Origin of the sequence: Parendozoicomonas haliclonae, assembly GCF_900174585.1 — a bacterium.
In the GTDB taxonomy this organism is placed as follows: domain Bacteria; phylum Pseudomonadota; class Gammaproteobacteria; order Pseudomonadales; family Endozoicomonadaceae; genus Sansalvadorimonas; species Sansalvadorimonas haliclonae.
This window is the reverse complement of sequence record NZ_FWPT01000001.1, coordinates 180627-204827: the sequence shown is the minus strand read 5'-3', so window position 1 is coordinate 204827 and position 24201 is coordinate 180627. Positions and strand designations below refer to the sequence as shown.

The window sequence follows — 24201 nt, the reverse complement described above, 5'->3', positions numbered from 1 at the left end:
GCATAGCTGCAGAGGATTTAAAATGGTGAAGGCCGTTATCAGCCGATCTCAACCATTTCAAAATCATCCTTGCCGACACCACAATCCGGGCACAACCAGTCTTCGGGAACATCTTCCCAGCGGGTGCCCGGCGCAATACCCTCATCCGGCCAGCCCTCGGCTTCGTCATAGATAAAGCCACAAACAATGCAATGCCACTTTTTCATGGATAATACCTTTCCTGCTACTGCGTTTACATCAATTTAATAAGAGGCTGTGTGTTCGAGAATCAAGCCGCTGATCCTCTCAGCCAGCTGTTCTGGAAAATCATGCCCCATCCCCTCAAATTCCTGATAACGGGCATTAGGGATCTTACCCGCCAACTGCCGACCACAGGCCGCCGGGACCAGTTTGTCACTGCCTCCATGGAGTACCAGCGTCGGGATAGAAACTGTTTTCATCAATTCACTGCGGTCACCAGAAGCCAGAATGGCGGCCATATGCCGCAGATACCCCTGTGAGGAAATGCCTCGCTGATGGATACCTTTCACATAGTCATAAAGCTTGTCATCAGGGGCCGGATAAGCCGGGCTGCCGATGACCTTCCAGGTTTTCATACTGTGCTGAATCAGGTTTTCCGGGCTGCGGTCTTTAGGGCTGTTAAGCAGCCGCATGCGCACGGACAGGCTCGGACCGGGAAGATGTTTCGCTCCGGTACTGGTCATCACTGCAGTCAGAGAAGAGATGCGATCCGGGTAGCGGGCTGCCAGCAGCTGACCAATCATTCCGCCCATGGAGGCTCCTACCACATGCGCCTTGGGAATATTCAAACCATCCAGTAAACCGATGGCATCAGCGGCCATATCTTCCAGCGTGTAATCGGCCTTGATGCGTTTCTTGAAGAGTGAGGCAACGGCCAGATCCTTGAAGGTGGGAAGGCGGGCATCCGGTACACGGGAAGACTGGCCGACATCGCGATTATCGATCAGCAGAACCCGGCAGCCGGCATTGACCAGAGGCTGCCAATAGCTTCTCGGCCAGCCAGTTAAAGGCGTGCCCAGCCCATGGATCAGCAAAATAACGGGGGCGCTCTCCACACTTCCAGAGGAGCTGCTGGCCGGAGGATGATCTTCATAGGCAATCGAAAGCCCGTTCACCTGAACTGATGGCATAGCTTCTGACCCTGTCGTTTTCGGCTCTCTGCAAGTCGGCAGACTGGCCGTATTGTTCTTGTTATGGCCGGACTTTATAGCACGAGAGGCAAGCGAACCCAATTGGCCTGTGCGTCAACAACCAATATCACTGACGCCAGCACTTGCCCTGTTGCGCACTATACGTAAACTGGCAGCAACCAACGAGAAGCGTTTTATGCCAAAACAGAAAATAAAACCAGAATCATCACCTGCTTATTTGCCCGCACCGCTATGGCGACGGCTTGCGGCCATGGTTTACGACTCCATGCTGCTGATTGCCTTGATCTTTGTGGTAACCGCCATCTATCACGGGGTCGTCAACAACTGGCTGCTGGGTGTTGAGGATGCGCCGGTGGGCTTTAACCCATTTCTGTCTACTATCTATGTGTTTATCTGCTTCTTCTTTCTGGCCCATTTCTGGGGGAAAAACGGCCAGACTCTGGGCATGCAGGCCTGGCGGTTAAGAGTGCAGAAAAGTGACGGTAGCAATATCAGCCTGATGCAAAGCCTGCTGCGCTTTGTGGTTGGCATACTTTCTCTGGCACCGGCCGGGCTGGGACTGTTCTGGATGCTGGTCGATAAGGATAAGAAGACCTGGTACGACCGTTACGCCGAAACTGAAGTAGTTTACATCCCCAAATAATTATCCTGCGATTCAGGGTGCTGCCGGCTCCGGCAGCCCTTGGGACAACACCTGCAAAACCCCGGGCCGGGTCAGATCAGAATAGAGAGCCGCAATCTTGTCCAGCGGATATTGGAAGTCCGTGCGCACCCAGCGTTGCAGAATCAACAGTGACGCACCAGCCAGATAGTCCACCACAAACGTTAAGGCTTCAGGATCTTTTATCGCCACGGCATGGTTGCGAATATAGAGTCCCATAATCCGGGTAATGTAGTTTTTAAAACTTTTGATTAAAAGATGTTCAACATCAGCATCGACAATCAGCCGGACAAACGGAGCATGATCCTTCCACTGCCGGAACATATGCCAGGCAATGGCATCATCCGGTTCCGGGGAACTGACAATATGGGGTTCGATATCCTGATAGAACTCTTCAAAGACAGTATCAATATATTCCAGCAGTACCGCATCCCGACCTGAGAAGTGGAGATAAAAGGTCTGTCTGGCCAGCTGTGCTCTGGCAGAAATATCCTGCACCTTAATCTTGTGATACGGCTTTTCCTGCATCAGAGCAGCCAGTGCTTCAATGATCAGCGTCTTGCTACGGACGACTCTGGGATCTTCATTAGACGCTGGGGTTTTCATTAATAGACACAAGCGGGAATCTGTAAATTATTGGACAGTCTTATTCTTTGTCCATTGAGGCTACAACCGGCATCCGGCCAAATCAAGACGACACTCTTTCAATTCTGTCGTGGAAAATTATGCTGGTACCAAGAAATAACAAGAAGCTTAAAAGCCTTCAGTCCAACCCGTCCGATTACCATAACCTGGTCCGTTATCTGGCCAATCACGATATGCCGCTGGACTTTTTAATCGCCGGTGAGCTGGCACAGATTCAAACCTTTGGCATCCCATCCATCAGCAAAATCCTTCGACGCACCCGGCAGTACCAGGATCATGGCACCAAGCGTCTGGATGACACCAAAGCCATTCTGGTGGAGATTATGACCGACTCCGTTCATAGCCCCCGCGGCCAGCATATGGTGAAGCACCTGAACTGGATTCATAGCCACTACCCCATCAGCAATGAGGACTATCTCTATACGCTGGCGCTGTTTATTCTTGAGCCTGACCGATGGGCCAGACAATTTTCCTACCGCTCTCTGACTGATGCCGAACGTGATGCTCTTTATCAGGAGTTTCGTGATTTAGGGGAAGCCATGAATATCAAGGATATCCCCGACAGCTTTCAGGCATTCCAGCATTGGCATTCAACTTATAAAGCCAGACACCTCACTTACCACCCGGATAATCATGTTGTCGCGCAAGGGTTGATTGACGGCATGAAACCTATGGTTCCGTCTTATCTCCGACCGTTTATTCAGTCGCTTATTCTGGTACTGCTGAATGATGGTGACCTGGTCACCGCTATTGGTATGAAGAAACCATCGGCGCCAATGCGCCTTATGGTTCACAGCGTTATGGGCATCCGTCGTTTATGGTTAAAGTTCTTTAACCCCTGGCAAAACACGCCATTTAACGAAGGGCAAATTGCCACAAACTATCCAAGCTACCCAGGCGGATATCAGGCTTCCTGCCTGGGACCGGAGAAGCTGATTCGTAACGTAAATCAAAGAAACGGCTGTCCGTATCAGTGAAGTGATACAAAATGCTTTTTTAATTATTAAGACCGTGGCATTATCTGCACATGCACCGTACTGGTTGAGTAGTACAACCAAATAATACAAAAGGTAGGATGTGTCATGGGTCATAACAAAGCATTTGAATTTGCGGCCATGCCCAATGCTGAGGGCTATTTCGGTGAATACGGCGGTAGCCTTGTTCCCGAACAACTGCTCAAGGTGATGCAGGATATCGATAAGGCCTACCAGGAAATTCGGGTAACCCCGGAGTTCCAGAATGAGCTTCGTGATCTGCACCGCTACTATGTTGGCCGTCCTAGCCCTCTCTACTACGCACGTCGTTTAAGTGAACACTGCGGTGGCGCAAAAATTTATCTGAAGCGCGAAGACCTCAACCATACCGGTGCCCACAAGATTAACCACAGTCTGGGCGAAGCCCTGCTGGCCAAGCATATGGGAAAAACCCGGGTTATCGCCGAAACCGGCGCCGGACAGCATGGCGTAGCCATGGCCACCGCCTGTGCCCTGGTTGGCATTGACTGCGAAATCCATATGGGCGAAATCGACATTGCCAAAGAAGCGCCCAATGTCGTGAAGATGAAAATCCTCGGTGCCAAGGTTGTCCCTGTTACCCGTGGCACCAAAACTCTGAAAGACGCTGTCGACAGTGCCTTTGAAGAGTACCTGAAAGACACCGACAGCACGCTGTATGCCATTGGCTCCGTGGTGGGTCCGCATCCTTTCCCAATGATGGTTCGTGACTTCCAGCAAGTCATTGGTGAAGAAGCCCGTGATCAGATTCAAGAGATGGAAGGCCGTCTGCCGGATGCGCTGGTTGCCTGTGTGGGTGGCGGCAGTAACGCCATGGGTCTGTTTACCGCATTCCTGAACGATACCGACGTTGAGATCTATGGGGTGGAACCAGCCGGTAAAGGTCTGGATACGCCTGATCACGCCGCAACTCTGACTCTCGGTAAGCCGGGAGCCGTTCATGGTTTCAAGTGTTATGTCCTGCAGGATGAAGATGGCGAGCCGCTGCCGGTTCACTCTATTGCCTCAGGTCTGGATTACCCTGGCGTTGGTCCGCAGCACTCCTACCTGAAAGACCTTGGTCGTGTGAATTACATCAGTGCGACAGATGACGAATGTCTGGATGCGTTTATGACCCTGTCCCGTCGGGAAGGCATTATCCCGGCTCTGGAAAGCTCCCATGCTCTGGCTGGTGCCATGCGTCTGGCCAGGGAGTTGGATAAGGACAAGATCATTGTCGTGAACCTGAGTGGTCGCGGCGATAAGGATGCTGACTACGTCGCCAACAAGCTGGGCCTCTGACAACTGATGTCGATCCAGAGATAGAAGCTCCCGGCTTCTATCTCTGGATTACGGCTTGGCCTGCGGATCAGGCAACCGCTCACGATAATCGTTAATGCCTTTTAACTGAGCAAGAGTATAAGGACAGTCTGCCTTCTTCTCTCTGCGTACCAGATTGATAAACCGCACCAGATTCTGACGAATGCCTCCGTCCTGCTCATCCTGCTGGCCATTATCAGCCCAGAAGCATTGAATATTCTTGCCAGCGTTGTAGTAACGATCCGTGGCTTTGCGGAGGGTACGCTGAAGATTCCACTCTTCTTTCTGGATGCCCCGATCATGGCTGTAATTCTGGCAGAGCAGGAACAGTGAGAGACCAACAGCATACAACCCACCTCCGGGAATAATACACAGAGGCACTGCAGCACAAACACCATAGCTCAGGACTTTGGTTGCCAGACCGCGATAAGACCAGGGCTGATTCAGATACTGATCTTGAGCTTTCAGCTGCTCCAGTACCTTTCCATGACTCTCAACGATCGCGGAATAACGCCACTCTCTGGTGTAAAAGTCCTGGGCATCTCCAAGGTTTCTGAAATCAGCATCCTGCTTACCCTGCTGCCAGTTTCGCTCATCGGCTTTGAGTTGACGATCAATCAACTTTCTCTGAGCGACCAGTTTGGCGATTTTTCGTTTCTTCAATAAAACCGGAACATAACCAATAAAACTGATAATCGAAGGGATAGGCGGAACAGGAAGCCAACGGCCTGTGTGCATTAATGCCCACTGTCCATTGGCAGGAAGGCGCAGGGCCATTTTCAGGTGCAGCGGCCAGCAAAAGGTGACGATTCGACCATGCAGGCTACCCGCAGCTGTCGCAACTGTACTGGCCACAGCCGCCAATGATTCTCGAACCGGAAGATTCCAGATCCCATCCATAGTCTTGTTCCTGAACTGACTCCATTCACAAGTTGAGACAGGTAGATCACCCTAAATTCAGAACCTGCCTGACAGTACTGATAACCAGACTGTCCACAGTGCTGACACTCCTGCCACCACAGTTAGCAAACCAGCCAGAAGTGAAGTCTATATATCCGGAATAGCAGACAGAGCAGGCTCGACCACAGTTTTACTGATCCAGCCACGCACCGGCTATACAACCATGGTCTTATTACCAACGCCTGACCTCTGGATTACTCTCCCTCCGTTATAACCGGACTCAGGCCTGAACAGTACAAGGAGTGTAACTATGGCAACTCGTATGGATACCAAGCCCCCTTCTTCAGGAGCTTTGCCGCAACTCCCGGAAAACTGGGATGAGTGGTACCGCGAAAAGAGCGCGGTGATGGGACACAGAACAGTGAATACCGTGGTTGCGCCTATGTCTCTGCTTGATACTTTCAGGATGAGTGTTCAGGCCACAGTTCTGGGCGGAGTAGCATGCGGAGCCGTATGGGCAACCTGTTCAGCGCTGGAATATGCCAACGTCACTATTCAACCAGGCCGCAAAACCTATGCGGCTGTATTCACTCTTGTAGCCGCTGGCTGGATGTGGCTGGAAAGTACAGCAGACCACAATCTCAAGCTTCATGATGCCGCCCGCAAAGAAGTTGAGAGCCTTCTGGATAAATATGATGATCAGGGCGCTGCGAAAAAACTACAAGACCTTGGCAAACTGCGTGCTTATTTCAAAAAAGAAGGTCTTGGCCCAGATGATATGAAGCTGGCTCAAAAAATAGGTCTACCATCAGCCATCCAGGAAGAGCTGCAGCAGGGTTATCAGGCGCTGCACGGCAAGATGCAGGAAATGAAGCCGGCTGCGGAAACCCTGGGCAAGTATGGATATCAATCCCAGCAACATATAGAGCAGCTGGACAAGCAGCTCCAGAAGATCTCCAAAGAGGACTACTGTAAACGGAATCCAAGACGCCGTGCTCCACAGGATCGTGCGGTCATCTATGATGCCTGGTCACAGCTTCGCTCCGTTGCCAAAGACTTTGAAAATCAGAAAGCAACCCTGCTTACCAGATGGAATGAAGTACTTGATGGTATGGAAGCCGAAATTCGCAATGAAAAAGCCAAGCTTGAGCGTGAACACACATTACTGACCAAAAAGCCTGACGAGGCCAAGGATCAGTAATCGTTAAGCTGCAAGCAGGCAATACGACAAAGGCTGCAAAATTGCAGCCTTTGTCTTTTGGAGAAGAGAAAGATATCAGCCTGCCCGCTTCAGCAGCACCACACCAATAACAAAGCAAATGCCAATCGGCAGAGTCACGGCAAGCAGTGGTGAGAAGCCAAAGACCAGACTGGCCGGCCCAGCCAGGTTCTGCAGGATCATAAAGGTAACCCCGGTAATCACCCCACTGAATAGACGCAGTCCCATAGGGACGGTACGCAGCGGTCCGAATACAAACGACATACCAATCAATACCAGAGCGAAGATGGCTGCCGGCTGCAGCACCTTTTTATAGAAAGCCAACTGGTACTCACCGGTTTCCAGATCCTGCTTGTCGAGATAGTCGATATAAGTCAGCAGGCCGGTCATCGACAAATCATCTGGCTTTACGACAACGACCTTCAGCAGGGTCGTGGTCAGATCAGTCAGCCACTCTTTAGTGCTTTGAACCCTGGTTTCAACCTGCCCATCGGTATAGGTGCTGGTCTCAACATTCTCCATCATCCAGTGGTTGCCCTGATTGATGGCGCGCTCGGCATAGATGGTTTCCTGTACCTGTCGCTTCTCATCAAAGCGGAAGATGCTGATGCCATACAGAACACCATTCGGCTCAACAGCATTGAAGTACATGTAGCTGTCGCCTTCCCGGTGCCACAGGCCTTCATCGGTATATTTACCGTCCGCAGAACGGGTGATCTTTTTCAGGGACTGCGCCATCTGCTCTGAAACAGGCGACACATATTCACTCAGCACCAGGCCAATTAGCATCAACACAATCGCCGGTTTCATAACTGCCCAGCCGATACGGGACAGAGAGACGCCCGCCGCCCGCATAACGATCAGTTCACTGTGGTTGGCCAGTGCACCAAGACCCACCAGACAGCCAATGAGGGCGGAAACCGGGATAATTTCATAGATGCGTTTAGGCGTGGTCAGCAACATGTACTGCATCACCTGCGGCAGTTGGTAGTTGGCGCGCATGGCATCCAGCTGCGTCATAAAGCCGAACAGGGTATCCAGGAAAACTATGATCACCATAACCACCAGCATGGAGACCAGAACATTGAGGCCGATGTAACGATCCAGCTTTTTCATCAACTGGCACTCCCTGTCGTTTTTCCTTTCATGGATATCAGCAGCTGCGGGCCAAAGAACATCAGCAGAGCAATCGTGCCGAAGACACCATGAACAGCCCAAAGGCCAACACCGGCTGGCAGGTTGCCATCTTCAATAGCACCACGGGCAGCAATCAATAACGCAAGATAGAACAGGTAAAGCAATACACCCGGCAGCAGTTTAAGGAAGCGTCCCTGACGCGGATTTACCCGAGCCAGCGGCAGGCCCATCAAGATAATAACCGGCACGAGTAACGGCAGAGAGATACGCCATTGAAGTTCAGCTTCACGGCGAGGACGGTCACTGCCCAACAGCTCCGTTGTCGGCAGCGTATTCTCCCGTGTGACCGGACTGATTTCCTTATCCTGCATCTGGATGCCGTAAGTCGTGTATTCGGTGATACGACTCTCCGGCTTGCCGGCGGTCAGATCATAACGATAGCCATCATTCAAAAGCAGGTAACGTTTGCCGGAATCGGAATCGACATAAATACGGCCCTTCTCCGCCAGCAGGATCGACATCTCTCCACGGGAACCCTGAACCGGTTTGCCACTGCCGCTGTCGGCAATAAACACCTCATTCATAATGGAGTTGTCGCTGTTCAGGCTTTCGGTATACGTCACCCTCCCACCTTTCTCCATGGACTGGAAGCGACCTGGAGTCAGAGTGTCAAACTCGGTCATGGCATCCTGGGTGTTGAGTATTCGTTCAACATTCCCTGCGCCCCATGGGCTGAGCACGAAGCTGATCACACCAACAATCACCATCACCGCCAAACCCGGGATCAGGGTATATCCGAGCAGCTTGTTACGGCTCATGCCACAGGCTTCGAGCACCACCATCTCACTGTCGACATACAGACGACCATAGGCCAGCAATATCGCGAGAAAGAAACCAAGCGGCAGAATCATTTCCAGAAAGCCGGGCATCCGGTAGCCCATAATGGCGAACAGAAATTCCGGATTCAGCTCACCGGTCGCGGCCTGCTGAAGATATTTAATAAACCGGCCACTGACGATAATCAGCAGCAGTATGCCGCTGATCGCCAGCCAGCTCTGAATGAGTTCTCGGGTGAGATATCGAAGGACGATCAAAACTGGAAATCCCGTTACGTAAGTTTCTCTCAACCAAACAATGAAAGCGCAGGTGCGCTCAGTGCGCTTTCATTACAAAAAGCCACGACAGAAATCCTTTGGATCCGTACAAATCTGCCGTAAATTCGGAGTATACTGCCCATCTGCATTCATAGTGCAGTTAAAGTCATATACGATGCTCTGGATTTAAACATTATCTGTGTCTTAACCCAGCGAATTCTAAACCGGCCATTATCCATTAAAGCGCAGGTGAGCGCACCGGTTTTTGCCTCTAAACAGGAGAGAAAATGGAAATTGCAGTAAAAAGCGGTAACGCAATCAAACAACAAACTCAATGCCTTGTTCTTTTCACCGGAGAAGCCGGAAATGAGCCTGTATTCACTGGTGTTGATAAAGAGACTGGCGGTGCTCTGAGCGCACTGGTCAAGCGTGGCGACCTCAAGCAGGCTGCCGGCCAGGTTCTGATGGTTCCTTCCGTTACCGGTATCAAGGCTGAGCGCGTACTGCTGGTTGCTCTGGGTAAAGAGCAGCCAAAAGCTGCTGATGCACAGAAGATCTTTGCCGCTGTTGCCGGTGCTCTGAAAGGTGCCCGCGTTGCTGACGCTGCCATCGCTTTTGACGATATCACTCTGGCGGATCAGGACGCTGACTGGCTGGTACAGCAGCTGGCCCGCAACGTATCCCTCGCTGCCTACAAATTCGATTACTACATGAGCAAGAAGGCCGATGAGCCAGCTCTGGTAGAACTGGGTCAGGTGACCCTGCTACAGGCCGGCCGTAAAGGTCTGGAAGCCGCCAAGAAAGCTGCCGCCCAGGGCGCAGCAATCGGCCACGGTATGGCTCTGGCTCGTGATCTGGGCAACCAGCCGGGTAACGTCTGCACGCCAAAATACCTCACCGCTCAGGCCAAAGAACTGGCCAAGGGCGCTGCCAAGCTGACCGTTAAGGCGCTGGGCGAAAAAGAGATGGAAAAGCTGGGCATGTTCTCCTTCCTGTCGGTATCCAAAGGATCTACCGAAGAAGGTCAGCTGATCATCATGGATTACAAAGGTGGTAAGAAAGGCGACAAGCCTCTGGTTCTGCTGGGCAAAGGCATCACCTTCGATACCGGTGGTATCAGCCTGAAGCCTGGTGCCGGCATGGACGAGATGAAGTACGACATGTGTGGTGCAGCATCCGTTCTGGGTGCTATGAAGTCCATCGTGGAAATGGGTCTGCCAATCAACGTAATCGGCATGATTGCCGCCGCTGAAAACATGCCTGCCGGCCACGCCAGCAAGCCAGGCGACATCGTAACCTCTATGTCCGGTCAGACCATCGAGATCCTGAACACCGACGCCGAAGGCCGTCTGGTTCTGTGTGACGCCCTGACTTACGCCGAGCGTTTCAAGCCTAAGGCTGTTGTTGATATCGCCACCCTGACCGGTGCCTGCATCGTGGCTCTGGGTCACCACACCAGTGGTCTGATGAGTAACAACGATGAACTGGCCGAGTCTCTGCTGGCTGCCGGTATCACTGCCGGTGACAAAGCATGGCGTCTGCCGCTGGCTGAAGAGTACGACAACCAGCTGAAGAGTAACTTTGCCGATATGGCCAACATTGGTGGTCCAGGCGCTGGCACCATCACTGCCGGCTGCTTCCTGGCTCGTTACACCAAGGAATACCCTTGGGCGCATATCGACATCGCCGGTACTGCCTGGAAGAGCGGTGCTGAGAAAGGCGCCAGCGGTCGTCCGGTTCCACTGCTTGTTCAATACGTTCTGAACCAGCTGTAATCGTTAAATCCAAACCTGCGCCTTAATTGGCGCAGGTTTACTCCACTCTTTCCCTGAACAAGCCCTATCCAACAAAAACGTCAAAGTTCGTCTTTATTGCTAAAACACTGTCTTTTATTAGCAAACCTGCCTACAACAGCTCAAATAGCCCAACTGATTTTGTTATAAACCTTTCCCGTTCCGTACTTTTTCACCCTCTATACTTGCCGCTCCTTTTTACAGGGGAATGGTAATGAAAACTGGTAATCACAGGCTGCACGTTTTGCTGCTGCCTCTTCTGCTGGCGTTTTCACTGTCAGCCTCAGCCTGGACATTTCGGGTCCATGTCATGATTGCAGAAATGGCTTACCGGCAGCTGCCTCCAGATATTCAACAGGCTCACGACCAGGATGCGCTTGCCCTTATCGCCAAGCTCGAACCCAAGCTGGCAAAGGCAGTGAACTCGTTTGCCGTAGAAACTCCGGAAGGCAATATTTCCCCAATGGCCTCCACCGCCATCCTGCTGGACGAGTGGGCCAGCCAGACCTTGGGCAACGTGTTTGCCAAACACGGCCAGACACTGCCGGATCGCCTTCAATATCTGAAAGATCAGAAAGTAGAACGTCTGCACTTCGTTGATTTGCCTTTTCCCAAAACCGTTAACTGCGGCGAGTTACACCAACAGCGAAAAACATTTATTGATACCTGGTTCAGTGGTCTGAATGCTGAGCTGTCTGAGAACCAGAGCCCGGTTGTTCGGGGAATTTTAAGAGCCTGCCTCATTCACGTGATTGGTGACTACCACCAGCCTCTGCACGTGATCACCAATGTCACCAACGGCTGTCAGGGCGATAAAGGGGGCAATCTCTACTGCCTGAAGAGCTATAACGTGGCAGGGAAAAGCACTTCCGGCGAAACAGAAGGGCATCACCATTACTATTTGAGAGATCATGATTACGATGATCATTACTTTGATGAGCACCATGAGTGCCGTCACCTTAGTGATGATGAGTATGACCACTACTACGGTTCCTACGATGGTCACTACTATCGTGAGCAGGATGCCAGAGAACACTCTTATCGGGAGAGCGATTATGGTGAGTATGAAGCCTCTACCCACTCCCAGCTTAAAAAGCAAAATCCAAAATACTGCAAAACCAAGCTGCATCATTACTGGGATATCGTGGGCGGGTTTATGCCTGACCGTACCCCCAAGAAAAAGCTTCCCGCATTGGTAAGCCAACAGGAACAGGAGTTTCCTCTCTCAGGCATCGTGAATGACTGCTCAAGCACCCTGCCCTGGCTGGAAACCAGTCTGGCACTGGGCTCATTCGTCTATAGCATCCCGGAATGGTCAAGCCCTGATGAACAGTACCAGCAGAAGGTTCAGAAAATTGGGCGTCACAGGGTGAGTGAGGCGGGTAAATGTCTGATTCGCTATCTGGATGTGGATAACGCAAAAGCTCAAGCAGCAGCGAATGAGAAGAATTGAGTCGAATTAGAAGACTATAGAGGGGCAAAACGATCAAAGCCCGGTTTGGTTGCCGGGCTTTGGTCATCAGACTTAACGGTTGGTTTCTTCGATAACCCAGTTATGGAACATCTTGTCGAATGATTCGGGGTTTTGCTTCAGATACTTCATAAACGGGCTGATCTTCTCATCAGGCTGACCGCGGGTCAGCAAGCACAACAACTGCCCGGAGACATAGTTAGACATTTTATCCAGAACTGCCTGTTCATCCTCTTCTTCATAACCACCCTGGGTATCGAAGGGGAACAACCGAAGCTCCCCGTCTTTCATACAGAAATTACAGGTCTCACGGGTAAAGGTCCGGCCGAAGGTTGAGAACACAGCCGCATCGCGTATTACGCCGCCAACAATATCCTTTAATTCCTCTTCGCTATTGGCAGCAGCAGGTGTCAGCTCCAGTGAGGCTCCTTTCAAAAGAGTATCATCGGGAAGGTCGTTCTTCTTGATATCAAGAACCTGACCATCAAGAGACTGGAAGGGCCGCATAAGGATGGCTGGAATTTTTTTGCCATCAAATGTCACATCCACCAGTCTGGTCATTGGGTGAGTCAAAAGACCTTTTTTACGAAACTGATGGCAGTGCCCCACCTCATCTAATGCCATATTCCACTCGTTAACCGTGGTATTGGCCGATGGTATAGCCAGTGCGTAACTACCTTCCTTTTCAGTATTCAAAATAACAACCGTTTTTGATCCACCGGAGGTCACAAACTGTTCCCACCCAAGGGAGACAGGCTTTCCGCCAACCAATATTTCAACAGGAGGATTGCCGGATTTGGCACGCTGAATATGTACAGATAGCGGGTTCATGGCTGCCATGGTTTCAGCTGTTACTATTCCGTAGGCTTCTTCCAGTGGTACGGTGCCACAGTCGTTAAAAGTAACGTTCTGGGGAGCTCCGTAAATCTCTTCCATGACTTCATCATGCACATATTCCATGGGCTGATACTCGATCTCTGACGCCCGTGCTTTCACTTTATCCAAGCTGGTAAACTCCGGCGCCCTATCCATCCATGGCGTTTCAAATGCTGGTTCTGTTTTGACCTTTGGCTTTGGTTGCGCTTTTGCTTGAGGAATAACGAGCTCAGCAGCCTGAGGGGTAACAGATTCAACTTCCGGAGGCAGACCATCCGGCTCGCCAGCCAAGTCGGTTGGAGGATATTGAAAACCGAACGACTCTGAAGGAATAACCCGTCCAGGTGTTTCCGGTGCGTCACCCCAATCATCCGTATCATCGTCGTACACAGAGGTCTGACTGCCAGAGGAAAGACTGCTCGTTCCAGCATCATGGGGTTTAATGTCTCGTTCGGAAATATCTTTGCGGAAAAGATTAATTAAGGAAGTGAATAACTGCTTGATCGAGGTAACAACGGAGATATAAGAATCTTTGCTTCTATGGAGAGCCTTGCCCAAAGTTGTTTCTGGGGAAAACAGCTTCTGCCAGTGGCCATTGGAGTTAATTTTCATACTGCACGTCCTGTGATATTAACCATGGCCTATACCGGAAGGCCCAAATGACTTGGTAAATCCACAATAAACACTAGCCCAGCACACCCTGAATTCAGTGCAATTGGCAGGATTTCGCCATTTCCATGACGGATCGCATCTGCGTTACGAAAGAGTCGAAGAGACATCTGACAGGTAGACAACCCCCGGCGCTGTACTAATCTCCATGCACCGCACTGGCCATCTACAGCCTTTCCTTTGCTGTACCGGTTCAGACTATTCCAAACCACTCAAACAGTGTCGTTTGCAGCAATGGAAGAAAAGACCCCTCTGTCCAAAACCACGCGCTGGGGCATTGCTCTGGTTGTCATCATTATTTTGATTGGCGGCGGCTACTTTTATTACGAGCATGAAGAGAAATACCCCAGCACCGATGACGCCTATGTACACGGCAATATTATTTTTGTAGCGGCTCAGGTTGGTGGACGACTAAAAGAAGTGGAAGCACGTAACTATCAGTTCGTGCACAAAGGAGAAATCCTGTTCCAGATTGACCCTGCGCCTTATCAGGCTCAGGTTCAGAGAAGCAAAGCAGCGTTGCAGCTGACCAGCCAGGAGAATGAGGCTGACAGCAGCGGAATTCTGGCAGCCAGCGAGGAACTGATTGCCGCTACGGCCTCTCTGAAAGATACACAACTGACCTATAAGCGAACCATGGAGCTGGTCGCTGATGGCGATCTCCCGGCTCAAAGTGCAGACAACGAAAGAGCCGCACTCGCTAACGCAGAAGCCAATGTCTCTGCTGCCAAAGATCATATGGCACAGCTGGTTGCCGAGCAGGGCGCGAAAGGTGCGCAGGCTCCCGCTGTTCAGGAAGCCGCTGCGGCACTGCTGCAGGCGACGCTCAACCTGTCTTACACCAATATTCCGGCTCCCAAGGATGGCCAGCTTGGGGTTGTATCCGTTCATATTGGCAGCGTAATTAACCAGAGCCAGGCTTTGACACCCTTGGTGCAGGCCGACAGTTTCTGGGTTGCGGCAAACTACAAAGAGAGCGATCTGCAACGTATCAGGTTAGGCATGCCGGCTTCCATAACTCTGGATATGTATCCCGACCAGCCATTTAAAGGTCATGTGTCGGATATCTCTCCGGCCAGCGGTTCCTCCTTCTCCCTGCTCCCGCCAGAGAATGCTTCCGGCAACTGGGTCAAGGTTACCCAGCGTTTTCCGGTCAGCATTCAGTTTGATCCTGGAAGCGATACCAGCAATCACCCACTTCGGGTTGGGGCTAGTTCTACCGTCACCATCAACACTGTTGCCTCACAGTAATGAGCAGTGAACCCAGCCGGGGAGCGATTACCGCAACCCTCGTGATCACATCAATGATGGTGTTGATTGATACCACCATCGCCAATGTCGCGCTTCCCAAAATGATGGGGACTTTAGGAGCCACCTCCAACCAGATCACCTGGGTTCTGACCAGCTATACCATGGCCGAAGCAGTGATGATCCCTTTGGCCGGTTACTTCACCCGCCGAATCGGGGAACGTAAGCTGCTGCTGATCTCCATTGTCGGTTTTATTATTACTTCAGCCTTAAGCGGTCAGGCAGACTCCCTTGGTGAAATTGTCTTTTTCCGCATACTGCAGGGGCTTTTTGGTGCCTCGGCCGTACCCCTGTCTCAATCACTGCTGGTTCAGGTTTACCCCAAAGAAGAACGGGGCAAAGCCATGGCGATTTTTACCGTCGGCGTTCTGTTTGGCCCGATTCTTGGACCAGTGATTGGCGGCGTGATCACGCAGCATATGAGCTGGCGCTGGGTCTTTTATGTCAATGCCCCTGTCGGGCTGATCTGTCTTTACATGATCTACCGGAATATCAAGATCAGCAATATCGGAAAGGCGACAGTGGACTGGTTGATTGCCATCAGTATGGCTGTGGGTATTGGTCTTCTGCAGATGGTGCTGTCCGTTGGGAATCAGGATAACTGGTTCAATTCCAACTTCGTTCTCTACTCTTTTGTCCTTTCGTTGGTTGCTCTTACATTCTTTATTGGTCGCTCCATCATCACCAAAGCATCCATTGCGCCGGTTTGGATGCTGGCCAACAGGAATCTGGCTGTCGCCTGCTTTAGCGTGGCCGGTTTTGCGGTCTGTACTTTTGGCATCCTTCAACTGCAGCCCATGATGTTGCAGGAATTATTAAATTACCCTGTGGAAACCAGTGGACTGGTTATGTCCCCACGCGGTATTGCATCTGCGTTGTTGTTGTTTTCCATCGCCAGCAGGATGGACAAGATCGATGCCCGCATCCTGATATTCATTGGCCTCTGTCTGAACTTCACGGGTGTCTGGTTTATGACCCAGTACTCCCTACAGGCCAGCATGTTCTGGATGATATTCCCGGAAATTATTCAAGGGGCCGGGATGGGAATGCTGTTCGCATCCTTATCGAGAATGGCCTTTGCAACCCTGCCGCCGGAGCTATCTACCGATGGCGCAGCACTGTTCAGCCTGTGTCGTACGCTGGGAGCTTCCTTTGGCATCGCCATGACCAACACCTATTTCAGCCGGGTCAAACAGGCAGAGTGGAACAGCCTTGGTGGAGCACTGTCGCCTGATAATCCGATATTCCAGCAGTTTGCAGAAAGTCAGCACGCTCAGCTCACCGATCCTACATTCCTGCAACAGATCGCGAATATGGTTGAACGACAGTCAACCATGCTCGCCTTCGTAATCAGTTTTGGCATGTTTCTGTATATCTACCTTATAAATATGCTGCTGATTCCCCTGTTCAAGAAACCATCGGAAAAAGAACCACCGTCTCAGGTTCAGTCTCAGACTAAACTGACTCATCCCGAAACCAAGCCTGCATCATGAGGCCGACAATGCATACCAGCGTTCATACTCTTAATGAACTGTTCAGCCAGCTGGGGCTGCCCAGTGGCGATCAGGATATTCATCAGTTTGTAAAAGACCACACTCTGCGACCGCATACCAAGCTCTATAAAGCAGACTTCTGGACGCCGTCCCAGTCCGGGTTTATCAAGGAGAGCTGGCAAGATGACTCCGAGTGGTGTCAGCCTATCGATTATCTGGATACGCTATTACGCCACTAGAAGCTTGCCATGCCTGCTGTTCACTGAATATCCTAGTGTCACTTCGCAGCGACAGAACAAATGGTCTTTTGGCATGCTTCCCCAGGTCAGCTTTTATATTCTTGCAGACGATTCGCCTCTGGTACGGGGAAGATTCGCCTGCCGGCTGGCTGAGAAAGCCTGGAAAAACAACGTGAAGACTCATATCCATCTCAGTAAAAAAGAGGATATTGAGCCGATGAGTGATCTGCTCTGGTCTTTCCGGGAAGACAGCTTTGTCCCTCATGCCACAAGTGACTCTGATGAAGCTGGTGAAGTGCCCGTAACGATCAGTTGTTCTGAAGACGATCTGCAAAAGCACGATGGCTTGCTGATCAATCTTGGCGATATCATCCCCGACAACATCAATCATTTCAGCCGTGTCGCTGAAGTTGTTGTTCAATCCCCGGAGATTCTTGAGCTGGCCCGCGTGCGCTTCCGCCAATACCGGGACAGAGGCATGCACCCGCAACACCAGAAAGTGGGGCAGTCCGCATGAGCAGAAAAGATGATCAGGCCGAAGGGCTTCTGGACGAACTGGAAAACCTTAAGAAACTACTCAACCAGTCCAATAACGTTCAGGATCAGGGGTATACCAACCAGAACCTGGAAATGGTTGAGGGCATTCCCATGCTCAATGACCAGATTCCTACCCTGGATGCTTCCGAACTGGTATTAGACGACAACATGGATGATCCGTCGTCGGCGCTCAGTCAGGAGTTCATCGAAAATATTGTCGATGAAATCGTGGCTTCCTATTTGCCGGTGATGGAAAAAGAGCTGCGCAACCGCTTACTCAGTGCGCTGAGTTCAAGGCTTTAAACCTTTTAAATCATAACCCGTTTTCACATATCCCCAGCCATCTCGTCCTCGCTGCGGACCAGAACATGTATGTTCTCATCGTCATCAAGAGTGACTGTGATATTGATAGGGCTGCAGCAGACCTGGCAGTCCTCTATATAGGTATCCCCTTCATCTTCGGCATTCACCAGAATCTGAATATTCTCCCCGCAGTTCGGACAGGCAATCACCTGAGTTTTCAATTCGTGATCCACAAGGCGTCTCCAGCTGCTCTAACAGTCCTGCAAGTATGGCTAACAATACTGCAGATACGAAAATCCCTGCTGTGTCCTGCCGTGGCGTTCTCAGCAGTCGTTAATATGGGCTGGAATCTCTTTGCTGTGCATCAGGCAAAAAACGCGACCAAGCCCAAAAAGACACACATTTGTAACCCCTGATCAACAAAACCCTATATAACACGGGTAAAAAGTTCTTTTTTCGCGACCAAAGCCCTACATCTTTCACAGCCTGCCGGGTGATAGCTTTATCTGCATAACAAACATGGAGGTTGAAGTTATGAAAATTGTTCCCGGTTTTGTGCAGCAGGCTTATGCCGAACTCAAGGCATGCAATATCCTGAGCGCCCTGAAAGTACTGATTACTTTTGGCCTTTTAAAAGGAAGGTCGGTATCCACGGTAGAAAACCCGATCACACAATACAATGACCTGCCAAAATTTGACCTGAAGAAAGACACAATGTCTTTAAGAGACCTTATCGCTATCAAGCACCCAACTCAGTTTGATCGCCATCCTTACTTGAAGAAAGTGACCTTGAGTCCATCAGATACTAAGGCATCACTGGAGAAGCGACGAGATGAAATGCTTGCCGAAGTAAAAAGGGCAAATGTGTTGGCAGAACAGTCCTGCTTGAGCGACAAAAAACTTTCTGATCAATATGACCACCTCGCTCACCAATGCAGGAAGGCTGCGAATATAGCCAAACACAAACTGGAGCTGCTGGCGGCCCAATAATCAGCCCGAAAAATACACGGAGGTTAATACCATGACAGTAAAAGACGGAATCACACCAGGGTTTATTCAACGGGCATACAACGAACTCAAGGCTCACAATGTGTTGAGTGCTCTGAAAGTACTGATCACTTTTGGTTTACTGAAGGGAAAGACAGTGTCTGAAGTCACAAACCCAGAGCCCCATATGAAGCACTCTCTGGCTGAACTTGAAACCTTTATGAATCTTGAACAGAGAGATATTGAGCGGAAAGAAGTGGATGATCCTGAAGCCTTATATCAGGAGTACCTCGGTTTTGATCTGACCAAAGTGAAGCTGCAAAAAACCGATACTCGAGATGAGCTGGAAGCCCACAGAGATGAAATGGCTTATAAGGCACAGGATTGCGACAAAATGGCAGAAATGACGTTTGAACGCGACGGTGCCTCAGACATCTACGAAAGCTATAAGAAACAGCAGCAGGCTTTTGAAAAGGCCACTGCAATCGCGAATCGCAGACTGGAGCTAATAGCTGCGAAAAGCTAAGGTGCTACCTGATTTTCACTTTCCATTCGGGAGGCTTTTGCCTCCCTTCTCCTTTTTCCTGCAGGATTCCTGAAACTCCTATTCGATCTCCCCTTCATGGCAGGTATACTTGCTCGTTTAGATATTCTGGCCCGCTTGGTAAAGGCCCGCTAGGTTAACGGCCCATTAGGTTGAAGCAGCATTATGGAAAAGACTTACAATCCGAGTGCCATTGAAGGCACCTGGTACAAAACCTGGGAAGAAAAAGGTTACTTCGCACCTTCCGGCGAAGGCACCCCTTACAGCATCATGATCCCGCCGCCGAACGTCACCGGCAGCCTGCATATGGGTCACGCCTTCCAGGATTCCATCATGGATGCTTTCATCCGCTACAAGCGCATGAAAGGCTTCAACACCCTGTGGCAGGTCGGTACCGACCACGCCGGTATTGCGACCCAGATGGTCGTTGAACGCAAGATCATGGCTGAAGAAGGTAAGACCCGCCACGACTACGGCCGTGAAGCCTTTACCGACAAGATCTGGGAATGGAAGGAAGAGTCCGGCGGTACCATTACCAGCCAGCTGCGTCGTCTGGGTGCATCCGTAGACTGGGAGACCGAACGCTTCACTATGGATGACGGTTTCTACAAGGCCGTTCAGGAAGTGTTTATCCGTCTGTACGAAGATGGCCTGATCTACCGCGGCAAGCGTCTGGTTAACTGGGACCCTAAGCTGCACACCGCTATCTCCGATCTGGAAGTTGAGAGCCAGGAGAAGCAGGGCAACATGTGGTACCTGCGCTATCCGCTGGCGGATGGCGAAACCACCGGCGAAGGCAAGGATTACATCGTTGTTGCCACTACCCGTCCGGAAACCATGCTCGGTGATACCGGTGTGGCCGTTAATCCGGAAGACCCGCGTTACAAGAACCTGATCGGCAAGGACATCATCCTGCCGCTGGTTGGCCGCCGTATTCCAATCGTGGGCGACGAACACGCCGATATGGAAAAGGGTACCGGCTGTGTGAAGATCACCCCGGCCCACGATTTCAACGATAACGAAGTTGGCAAGCGCTGCGGCCTGCCAATGATCAATATCATGACCCTGAACGGCGATATCCGCGATCAGGCCGAAGCCTTCAATATGGACGGCTCTGTTAACGCGGATATCGATACCACCATCCCGGAACAGTTCCGTGGTCTGGAACGCTTTGAAGCGCGCAAGCAGATCGTTGCTGCCTTTGAAGAAGCCGGCCTGCTGGTGAAGATCGACGATCACACCCTGATGGTGCCTTACGGTGACCGTTCCGGCGTGGTTATCGAGCCTCTGCTGACTGACCAGTGGTTTGTTCGCACAGCACCGCTGGCCAAAGAAGCGATTCGCGCCGTTGAAGATGGCGATATCCAGTTTGTACCGAAGCAGTACGAAAACATGTACTTCTCCTGGATGCGTGACATTCAGGACTGGTGTATCTCCCGTCAGCTGTGGTGGGGTCACCGCATCCCTGCCTGGTACGACAACAGCGGCAAGGTTTACGTAGGTCGTAACGAAGCGGAAGTCCGCGAGAAAAATGGCCTGGGAGCAGACGTTGAACTGCGTCAGGACAACGACGTGCTGGATACCTGGTTCTCCTCCGGTCTGTGGACCTTCGGCACTCAGGGCTGGCCTGAGCAAACCGAACGTCTGAAGACTTTCCATCCGACTGATGTTCTGGTCACAGGCTTCGATATCATTTTTTTCTGGGTTGCCCGGATGATTATGATGACTATGCACTTCATCAAGGACGAGAATGGTAAGCCGCAGGTTCCATTCAAGTATGTGTATGTCACCGGCCTGATCCGTGATGAGAACGGCGTCAAGATGTCTAAGACCAAGGGCAACGTACTTGACCCGCTGGATATGATCGACGGTATCGATCTGGAAGATCTGGTTGAGAAGCGCACCGGCAATATGATGCAGCCGCAGCTGGCCCAGAAGATAGAGAAGCAGACCCGCAAGACCTACCCGGAAGGCATCACCCCACACGGTACCGATGCCCTGCGTTACACCCTGTACTCACTGGCCTCTACCGGCCGTGATATCAACTGGGATATGAAGCGCCTGGAAGGTAACCGGAACTTCTGTAACAAGATCTGGAACGCGGCCAACTATGTGCTGATGATGACCGAAGGCAAGGACTGCGGTCAGGGTGGCGTTGACGTTGAACTGACGCTGGCTGATAAGTGGATTATCTCCGAGCTGCAGCGAGTGGAAGCCCAGGTCGCCAAGAACATGGACGACTTCCGTCTCGATCACGCCTCCCAGAACCTGTACGACTTTATCTGGAACGAGTACTGCGCCTGGTACCTGGAACTGTCCAAGCCGGTTCTGTGGGATGAGAACGCTTCTGAAGAACGTAAGCGCGGCACCCGTCGTACGCTGGTCCGTGTGCTTGAATCTATCTGCCGCATCCTGCATCCGTTTATGCCTTACATCACCGAGGAAATCTGGCAGCAGATCAAGCCTCTGGCAGGCGTAGAAGGCGACACAATCATGCTGGCCGCTTATCCTGTTGCTGATGAGAGCAAGATCGACGCGCAGGCAGAATCCGATATCACCTGGCTGAAGGGCTTTATCACCGGCATCCGTAACATCCGTGCCGAGATGAATCTGGGCCCGAACAAGCCGCTGGACGTTATCCTGCGCAACACTTCCGAAGAAGATCTGCGTCGTCTTGAAGAGAACAGCAGCTTCCTGATCTCTCTGGCCAAGCTGTCTAACCTCACTGCTCTGAAGAGCGATGAAGAAGCACCAATGTCCGCTACCCAGCTGGTTGGTGAGATGGAAGTGTTGGTACCGATGGCGGACCTGATCGACAAGGACAAGGAAATTGCCCGTCTTGGTAAGGAAGTAGAGAAGCTTCAGAAGGAAGTAGCTCGCTTTGAAGGCAAGCTGTCCAACGAGAAGTTCGTAAGCAGTGCTCCAGCCGCAGTGATCGAGAAAGAACGCACCAAGCTGGCTGATGCCCAGACTGCGTTGAAGAAGATGGAAGAGCAGATGGCGGCTATTAAAGCCCTGTAAGCGACACCGGAATTCTTTTCCAGAACGACAAACGGCACCTGCGGGTGCCGTTTTTTATGCTGCCAGTTTTATTCATCCACCCTGCCACTGAGCCGGCCCATCAAGGTCCGGATCAATCGCAGAGAGGTTCAAAGCTTCGGTATCATCGAGGGTATCCAGTACCCGAAATTTTCCGGCATCGCTGCTCTGTGGGCGACAGAGATGATTCACCATTTGCCTATGAGAAATACCACTCTCCTTTAACGCCTGCATTAAATCGCTCATATGCAGGCCTTGTGCATTACGATCCAGCAAGAGATAGTCAAAATCATTGACGACATCTTGCTTACGGAATTCTGCCAACTGACGGGCTGCATCCTCCGGATGCGTACGGATTCCCCCCTTTATGGTGTAATCCGTGACCTCAGTCTGCAAACGGCTATAAATCTGAGAATCATCAGTAAAGCGCGCCTTACCTGCAGCCAGCCCTTCGGCAAACAACTGTGTACGGGATGTCAGGATATTATTGCGGGTTCCAGCAAACAGCATTGTCGTCGACAGGTCCTTCTGAAACTTCGGGCGGTTGTTACGACCAGAGGCATGGCAGGAAAACAACACCCTGTCCTTGGGCTTACCATCCGGCGACGAGGTGAAGAGGTAAGCAATCTCTTTACCATTCAGTTTGATAGGAACCGTTGTTACGCCATAGGCCTGCTTTAATTCCACACGCTGGGTTTCATTAAGACTGGGCGTATGGGAGAGCTTAAGCTGATCACCAACGCCAGCCATTCGGTCGGCATGGTTCGTCCCTCGCGACGAACCTGAAAGTAGCGAGGGTTTCGGTCTGGACTTTCGCGGAATGGGAACCGGACGATGAGGTGGCGGAGAAGGTGGCATCTCTTCGCCCATCTCTACGGCCTTATCCAACTGAACCAGCTTCATCAGTAAACTGATATCCATCGGCATCTCTTCGGTATTGGCTGACCGGTGGATATCCCCACACATCTGCAGTACATGTTCAGAGTTGATACGCCCTACAGCTATTTGCTGATCCAGCGCTTTCGCAAAAGCCATCATACGGGAAGTGTCTGAAAGACTACCGGGATCACTGGCATGCAACATGTAATACAGCTGCTGCCCTTTGGCACTGACATTGCGCTGCTCCCCTTTTTGTAAAGAGTCCAGCGCAACCATAGCTTCCATCACATAACGCTGGGGCACCTTTCTGGTCGTCAGTTCAGAGCTGAGCTGGTGCTTTGCCCGATCAAGAGACAATCCCGGATTCTTGGCCAGAAACTCCTGTCCCTTCCGAACTGCCCAGGCCTGACGCGCAGTATGCAGGGCCTCCGATGGCAACTTACTGGTCGTACTGCGATTCCAGGCCAGATCCCGCAACTCGCCATAAGGCATATCGGGCTTTAACAACGAAAGGTAGAAAGCCGTGTCACCACCCTCCATATTCATAATTCCGGAACAGGCATTACTGACGGCCTCTCCCGCATTTTTGGGTTGGGGGTGCATGACGGGCAGGGAGATAACTCGGGCTAACTTGGGTTCCGGCGGATGAGGTTTAATATCACGGGAAGCAAGTTCAACATGTGGTGTACTGGTCGAACTCTTCATTTCCATAGTTCCGGGCAACAATCTGGCTGACTGATTCAACCGGGCCATGCTGCGACCATGGAATTTACGGGGAGCTTTAACCGACTCCGTCGATGGTCTTTCGGTTTGGGAATGGGGAGCACCCACACTGCCGGTCAGTGAAATACTACGTCGTGGGGGAATCGGGGGAGCATCCATACTCTCAGACCAGTCCTTTGGCAGATAAACCCAGTATAGAG

23 protein-coding genes are annotated in these 24201 nt (G+C 51.4%); 14 read left to right on the top strand and 9 right to left on the bottom strand.

From position 1 onward, the window contains the following. Nucleotides 1-38 precede the first annotated feature (38 nt). The gene (gene rd / locus EHSB41UT_RS00950) at nt 39-206 is read right to left on the bottom strand and encodes a rubredoxin (RefSeq protein WP_087106000.1); all 168 of its coding nucleotides are present in this window, start codon (nt 204-206) and stop codon (nt 39-41) included. A 36-nt stretch (nt 207-242) separates the two neighbouring features. Continuing rightward, complete coding sequence (locus EHSB41UT_RS00945) at nt 243-1151, bottom strand: alpha/beta fold hydrolase (protein ID WP_087105998.1); 909 nt, start codon at nt 1149-1151, stop codon at nt 243-245. A 151-nt stretch (nt 1152-1302) separates the two neighbouring features. On the opposite strand from EHSB41UT_RS00945, the gene EHSB41UT_RS00940 reads away from it, so the two are divergent. Next, nucleotides 1303-1815, top strand: a complete 513-nt coding sequence (locus EHSB41UT_RS00940) for an RDD family protein (protein ID WP_207626532.1) — start codon at nt 1303-1305, stop codon at nt 1813-1815. Nucleotides 1816-1827: 12 nt separating this feature from the next. On the opposite strand, the gene EHSB41UT_RS00935 is transcribed toward EHSB41UT_RS00940, so the two are convergent. Then, the gene (locus EHSB41UT_RS00935) at nt 1828-2439 is read right to left on the bottom strand and encodes a TetR/AcrR family transcriptional regulator (protein WP_087105996.1); all 612 of its coding nucleotides are present in this window, start codon (nt 2437-2439) and stop codon (nt 1828-1830) included. Nucleotides 2440-2558: 119 nt separating this feature from the next. Between EHSB41UT_RS00935 and EHSB41UT_RS00930 the strand changes: the two genes are divergently transcribed. Together EHSB41UT_RS00930 and trpB are read left to right on the top strand one after the other, a co-directional pair. After that, complete coding sequence (locus tag EHSB41UT_RS00930; protein WP_087105994.1) at nt 2559-3455, top strand: oxygenase MpaB family protein; 897 nt, start codon at nt 2559-2561, stop codon at nt 3453-3455. Between the two features lie 105 nt (nt 3456-3560). Then, entirely contained in the window at nt 3561-4772 is a 1212-nt protein-coding gene (trpB, locus tag EHSB41UT_RS00925; protein WP_087105992.1) for a tryptophan synthase subunit beta, read from the top strand. Nucleotides 4773-4820: 48 nt separating this feature from the next. Here the strand turns inward: trpB and EHSB41UT_RS00920 are convergent, their stop codons facing one another. Further along, complete coding sequence (locus EHSB41UT_RS00920) at nt 4821-5690, bottom strand: hypothetical protein (RefSeq protein ID WP_087105990.1); 870 nt, start codon at nt 5688-5690, stop codon at nt 4821-4823. 310 nt (nt 5691-6000) lie between these two features. On the opposite strand from EHSB41UT_RS00920, the gene EHSB41UT_RS00915 reads away from it, so the two are divergent. After that, nucleotides 6001-6891, top strand: coding sequence for a hypothetical protein (locus EHSB41UT_RS00915; protein ID WP_087105987.1), 891 nt, complete (start codon nt 6001-6003; stop codon nt 6889-6891). A gap of 75 nt (nt 6892-6966) precedes the next feature. Here EHSB41UT_RS00915 and lptG read toward each other — a convergent pair whose 3' ends face one another. Together lptG and lptF are read right to left on the bottom strand one after the other, a co-directional pair. After that, entirely contained in the window at nt 6967-8025 is a 1059-nt protein-coding gene (lptG, locus tag EHSB41UT_RS00910) for an LPS export ABC transporter permease LptG (RefSeq protein WP_087105985.1), read from the bottom strand. Further along, complete coding sequence (lptF, locus tag EHSB41UT_RS00905) at nt 8025-9140, bottom strand: LPS export ABC transporter permease LptF (protein ID WP_087105983.1); 1116 nt, start codon at nt 9138-9140, stop codon at nt 8025-8027. The genes lptG and lptF overlap by 1 nt, the downstream gene beginning before the upstream one ends. A gap of 287 nt (nt 9141-9427) precedes the next feature. Between lptF and EHSB41UT_RS00900 the strand changes: the two genes are divergently transcribed. Beyond that, nucleotides 9428-10915, top strand: coding sequence for a leucyl aminopeptidase (locus tag EHSB41UT_RS00900; RefSeq protein ID WP_087105980.1), 1488 nt, complete (start codon nt 9428-9430; stop codon nt 10913-10915). Between the two features lie 232 nt (nt 10916-11147). Then, nucleotides 11148-12386 carry a S1/P1 nuclease gene (locus EHSB41UT_RS00895; RefSeq protein WP_165767112.1) on the top strand — a complete coding sequence of 413 codons (1239 nt, stop codon included), beginning with the start codon at nt 11148-11150 and terminating at the stop codon, nt 12384-12386. A gap of 72 nt (nt 12387-12458) precedes the next feature. Here the strand turns inward: EHSB41UT_RS00895 and EHSB41UT_RS00890 are convergent, their stop codons facing one another. After that, nucleotides 12459-13892, bottom strand: a complete 1434-nt coding sequence (locus EHSB41UT_RS00890) for a hypothetical protein (RefSeq protein ID WP_087105976.1) — start codon at nt 13890-13892, stop codon at nt 12459-12461. Nucleotides 13893-14183: 291 nt separating this feature from the next. On the opposite strand from EHSB41UT_RS00890, the gene EHSB41UT_RS00885 reads away from it, so the two are divergent. From EHSB41UT_RS00885 to EHSB41UT_RS00865, 5 genes are all read left to right on the top strand, one after another. Continuing rightward, on the top strand, nt 14184-15200 hold the full coding sequence (locus EHSB41UT_RS00885) for an HlyD family secretion protein (protein ID WP_087105975.1): 1017 nt from the start codon (nt 14184-14186) through the stop codon (nt 15198-15200). Continuing rightward, nucleotides 15200-16750 carry a DHA2 family efflux MFS transporter permease subunit gene (locus tag EHSB41UT_RS00880; RefSeq protein ID WP_087105973.1) on the top strand — a complete coding sequence of 517 codons (1551 nt, stop codon included), beginning with the start codon at nt 15200-15202 and terminating at the stop codon, nt 16748-16750. Before EHSB41UT_RS00885 ends, EHSB41UT_RS00880 begins: the two co-directional genes overlap by 1 nt. Nucleotides 16751-16758: 8 nt before the next feature. After that, on the top strand, nt 16759-16989 hold the full coding sequence (locus EHSB41UT_RS00875) for a DUF2789 domain-containing protein (RefSeq protein ID WP_087105971.1): 231 nt from the start codon (nt 16759-16761) through the stop codon (nt 16987-16989). 73 nt (nt 16990-17062) lie between these two features. Continuing rightward, the gene (locus EHSB41UT_RS00870) at nt 17063-17506 is read left to right on the top strand and encodes a DNA polymerase III subunit chi (RefSeq protein ID WP_165767111.1); all 444 of its coding nucleotides are present in this window, start codon (nt 17063-17065) and stop codon (nt 17504-17506) included. Beyond that, nucleotides 17503-17829, top strand: a complete 327-nt coding sequence (locus EHSB41UT_RS00865; protein WP_087105968.1) for a hypothetical protein — start codon at nt 17503-17505, stop codon at nt 17827-17829. Before EHSB41UT_RS00870 ends, EHSB41UT_RS00865 begins: the two co-directional genes overlap by 4 nt. A 23-nt stretch (nt 17830-17852) precedes the next feature. On the opposite strand, the gene EHSB41UT_RS00860 is transcribed toward EHSB41UT_RS00865, so the two are convergent. Continuing rightward, a complete protein-coding gene (locus EHSB41UT_RS00860) occupies nt 17853-18062 on the bottom strand; it encodes a CPXCG motif-containing cysteine-rich protein (RefSeq protein WP_087105966.1) in 210 nt (69 codons plus the stop codon). A gap of 301 nt (nt 18063-18363) precedes the next feature. Between EHSB41UT_RS00860 and EHSB41UT_RS00855 the strand changes: the two genes are divergently transcribed. From EHSB41UT_RS00855 to EHSB41UT_RS00845, 3 genes are all read left to right on the top strand, one after another. Then, the gene (locus EHSB41UT_RS00855; protein WP_133060336.1) at nt 18364-18819 is read left to right on the top strand and encodes a hypothetical protein; all 456 of its coding nucleotides are present in this window, start codon (nt 18364-18366) and stop codon (nt 18817-18819) included. A gap of 31 nt (nt 18820-18850) precedes the next feature. Beyond that, on the top strand, nt 18851-19342 hold the full coding sequence (locus EHSB41UT_RS00850; RefSeq protein WP_087105962.1) for a hypothetical protein: 492 nt from the start codon (nt 18851-18853) through the stop codon (nt 19340-19342). 183 nt (nt 19343-19525) lie between these two features. Continuing rightward, nucleotides 19526-22381: a valine--tRNA ligase gene (locus EHSB41UT_RS00845; protein ID WP_087105960.1), complete on the top strand. Its 2856-nt coding sequence runs from the start codon at nt 19526-19528 to the stop codon at nt 22379-22381. A gap of 72 nt (nt 22382-22453) precedes the next feature. Here EHSB41UT_RS00845 and EHSB41UT_RS00840 read toward each other — a convergent pair whose 3' ends face one another. Next, complete coding sequence (locus EHSB41UT_RS00840) at nt 22454-24160, bottom strand: hypothetical protein (protein WP_087105958.1); 1707 nt, start codon at nt 24158-24160, stop codon at nt 22454-22456. Between the last annotated feature and the right edge of the window lie 41 nt (nt 24161-24201).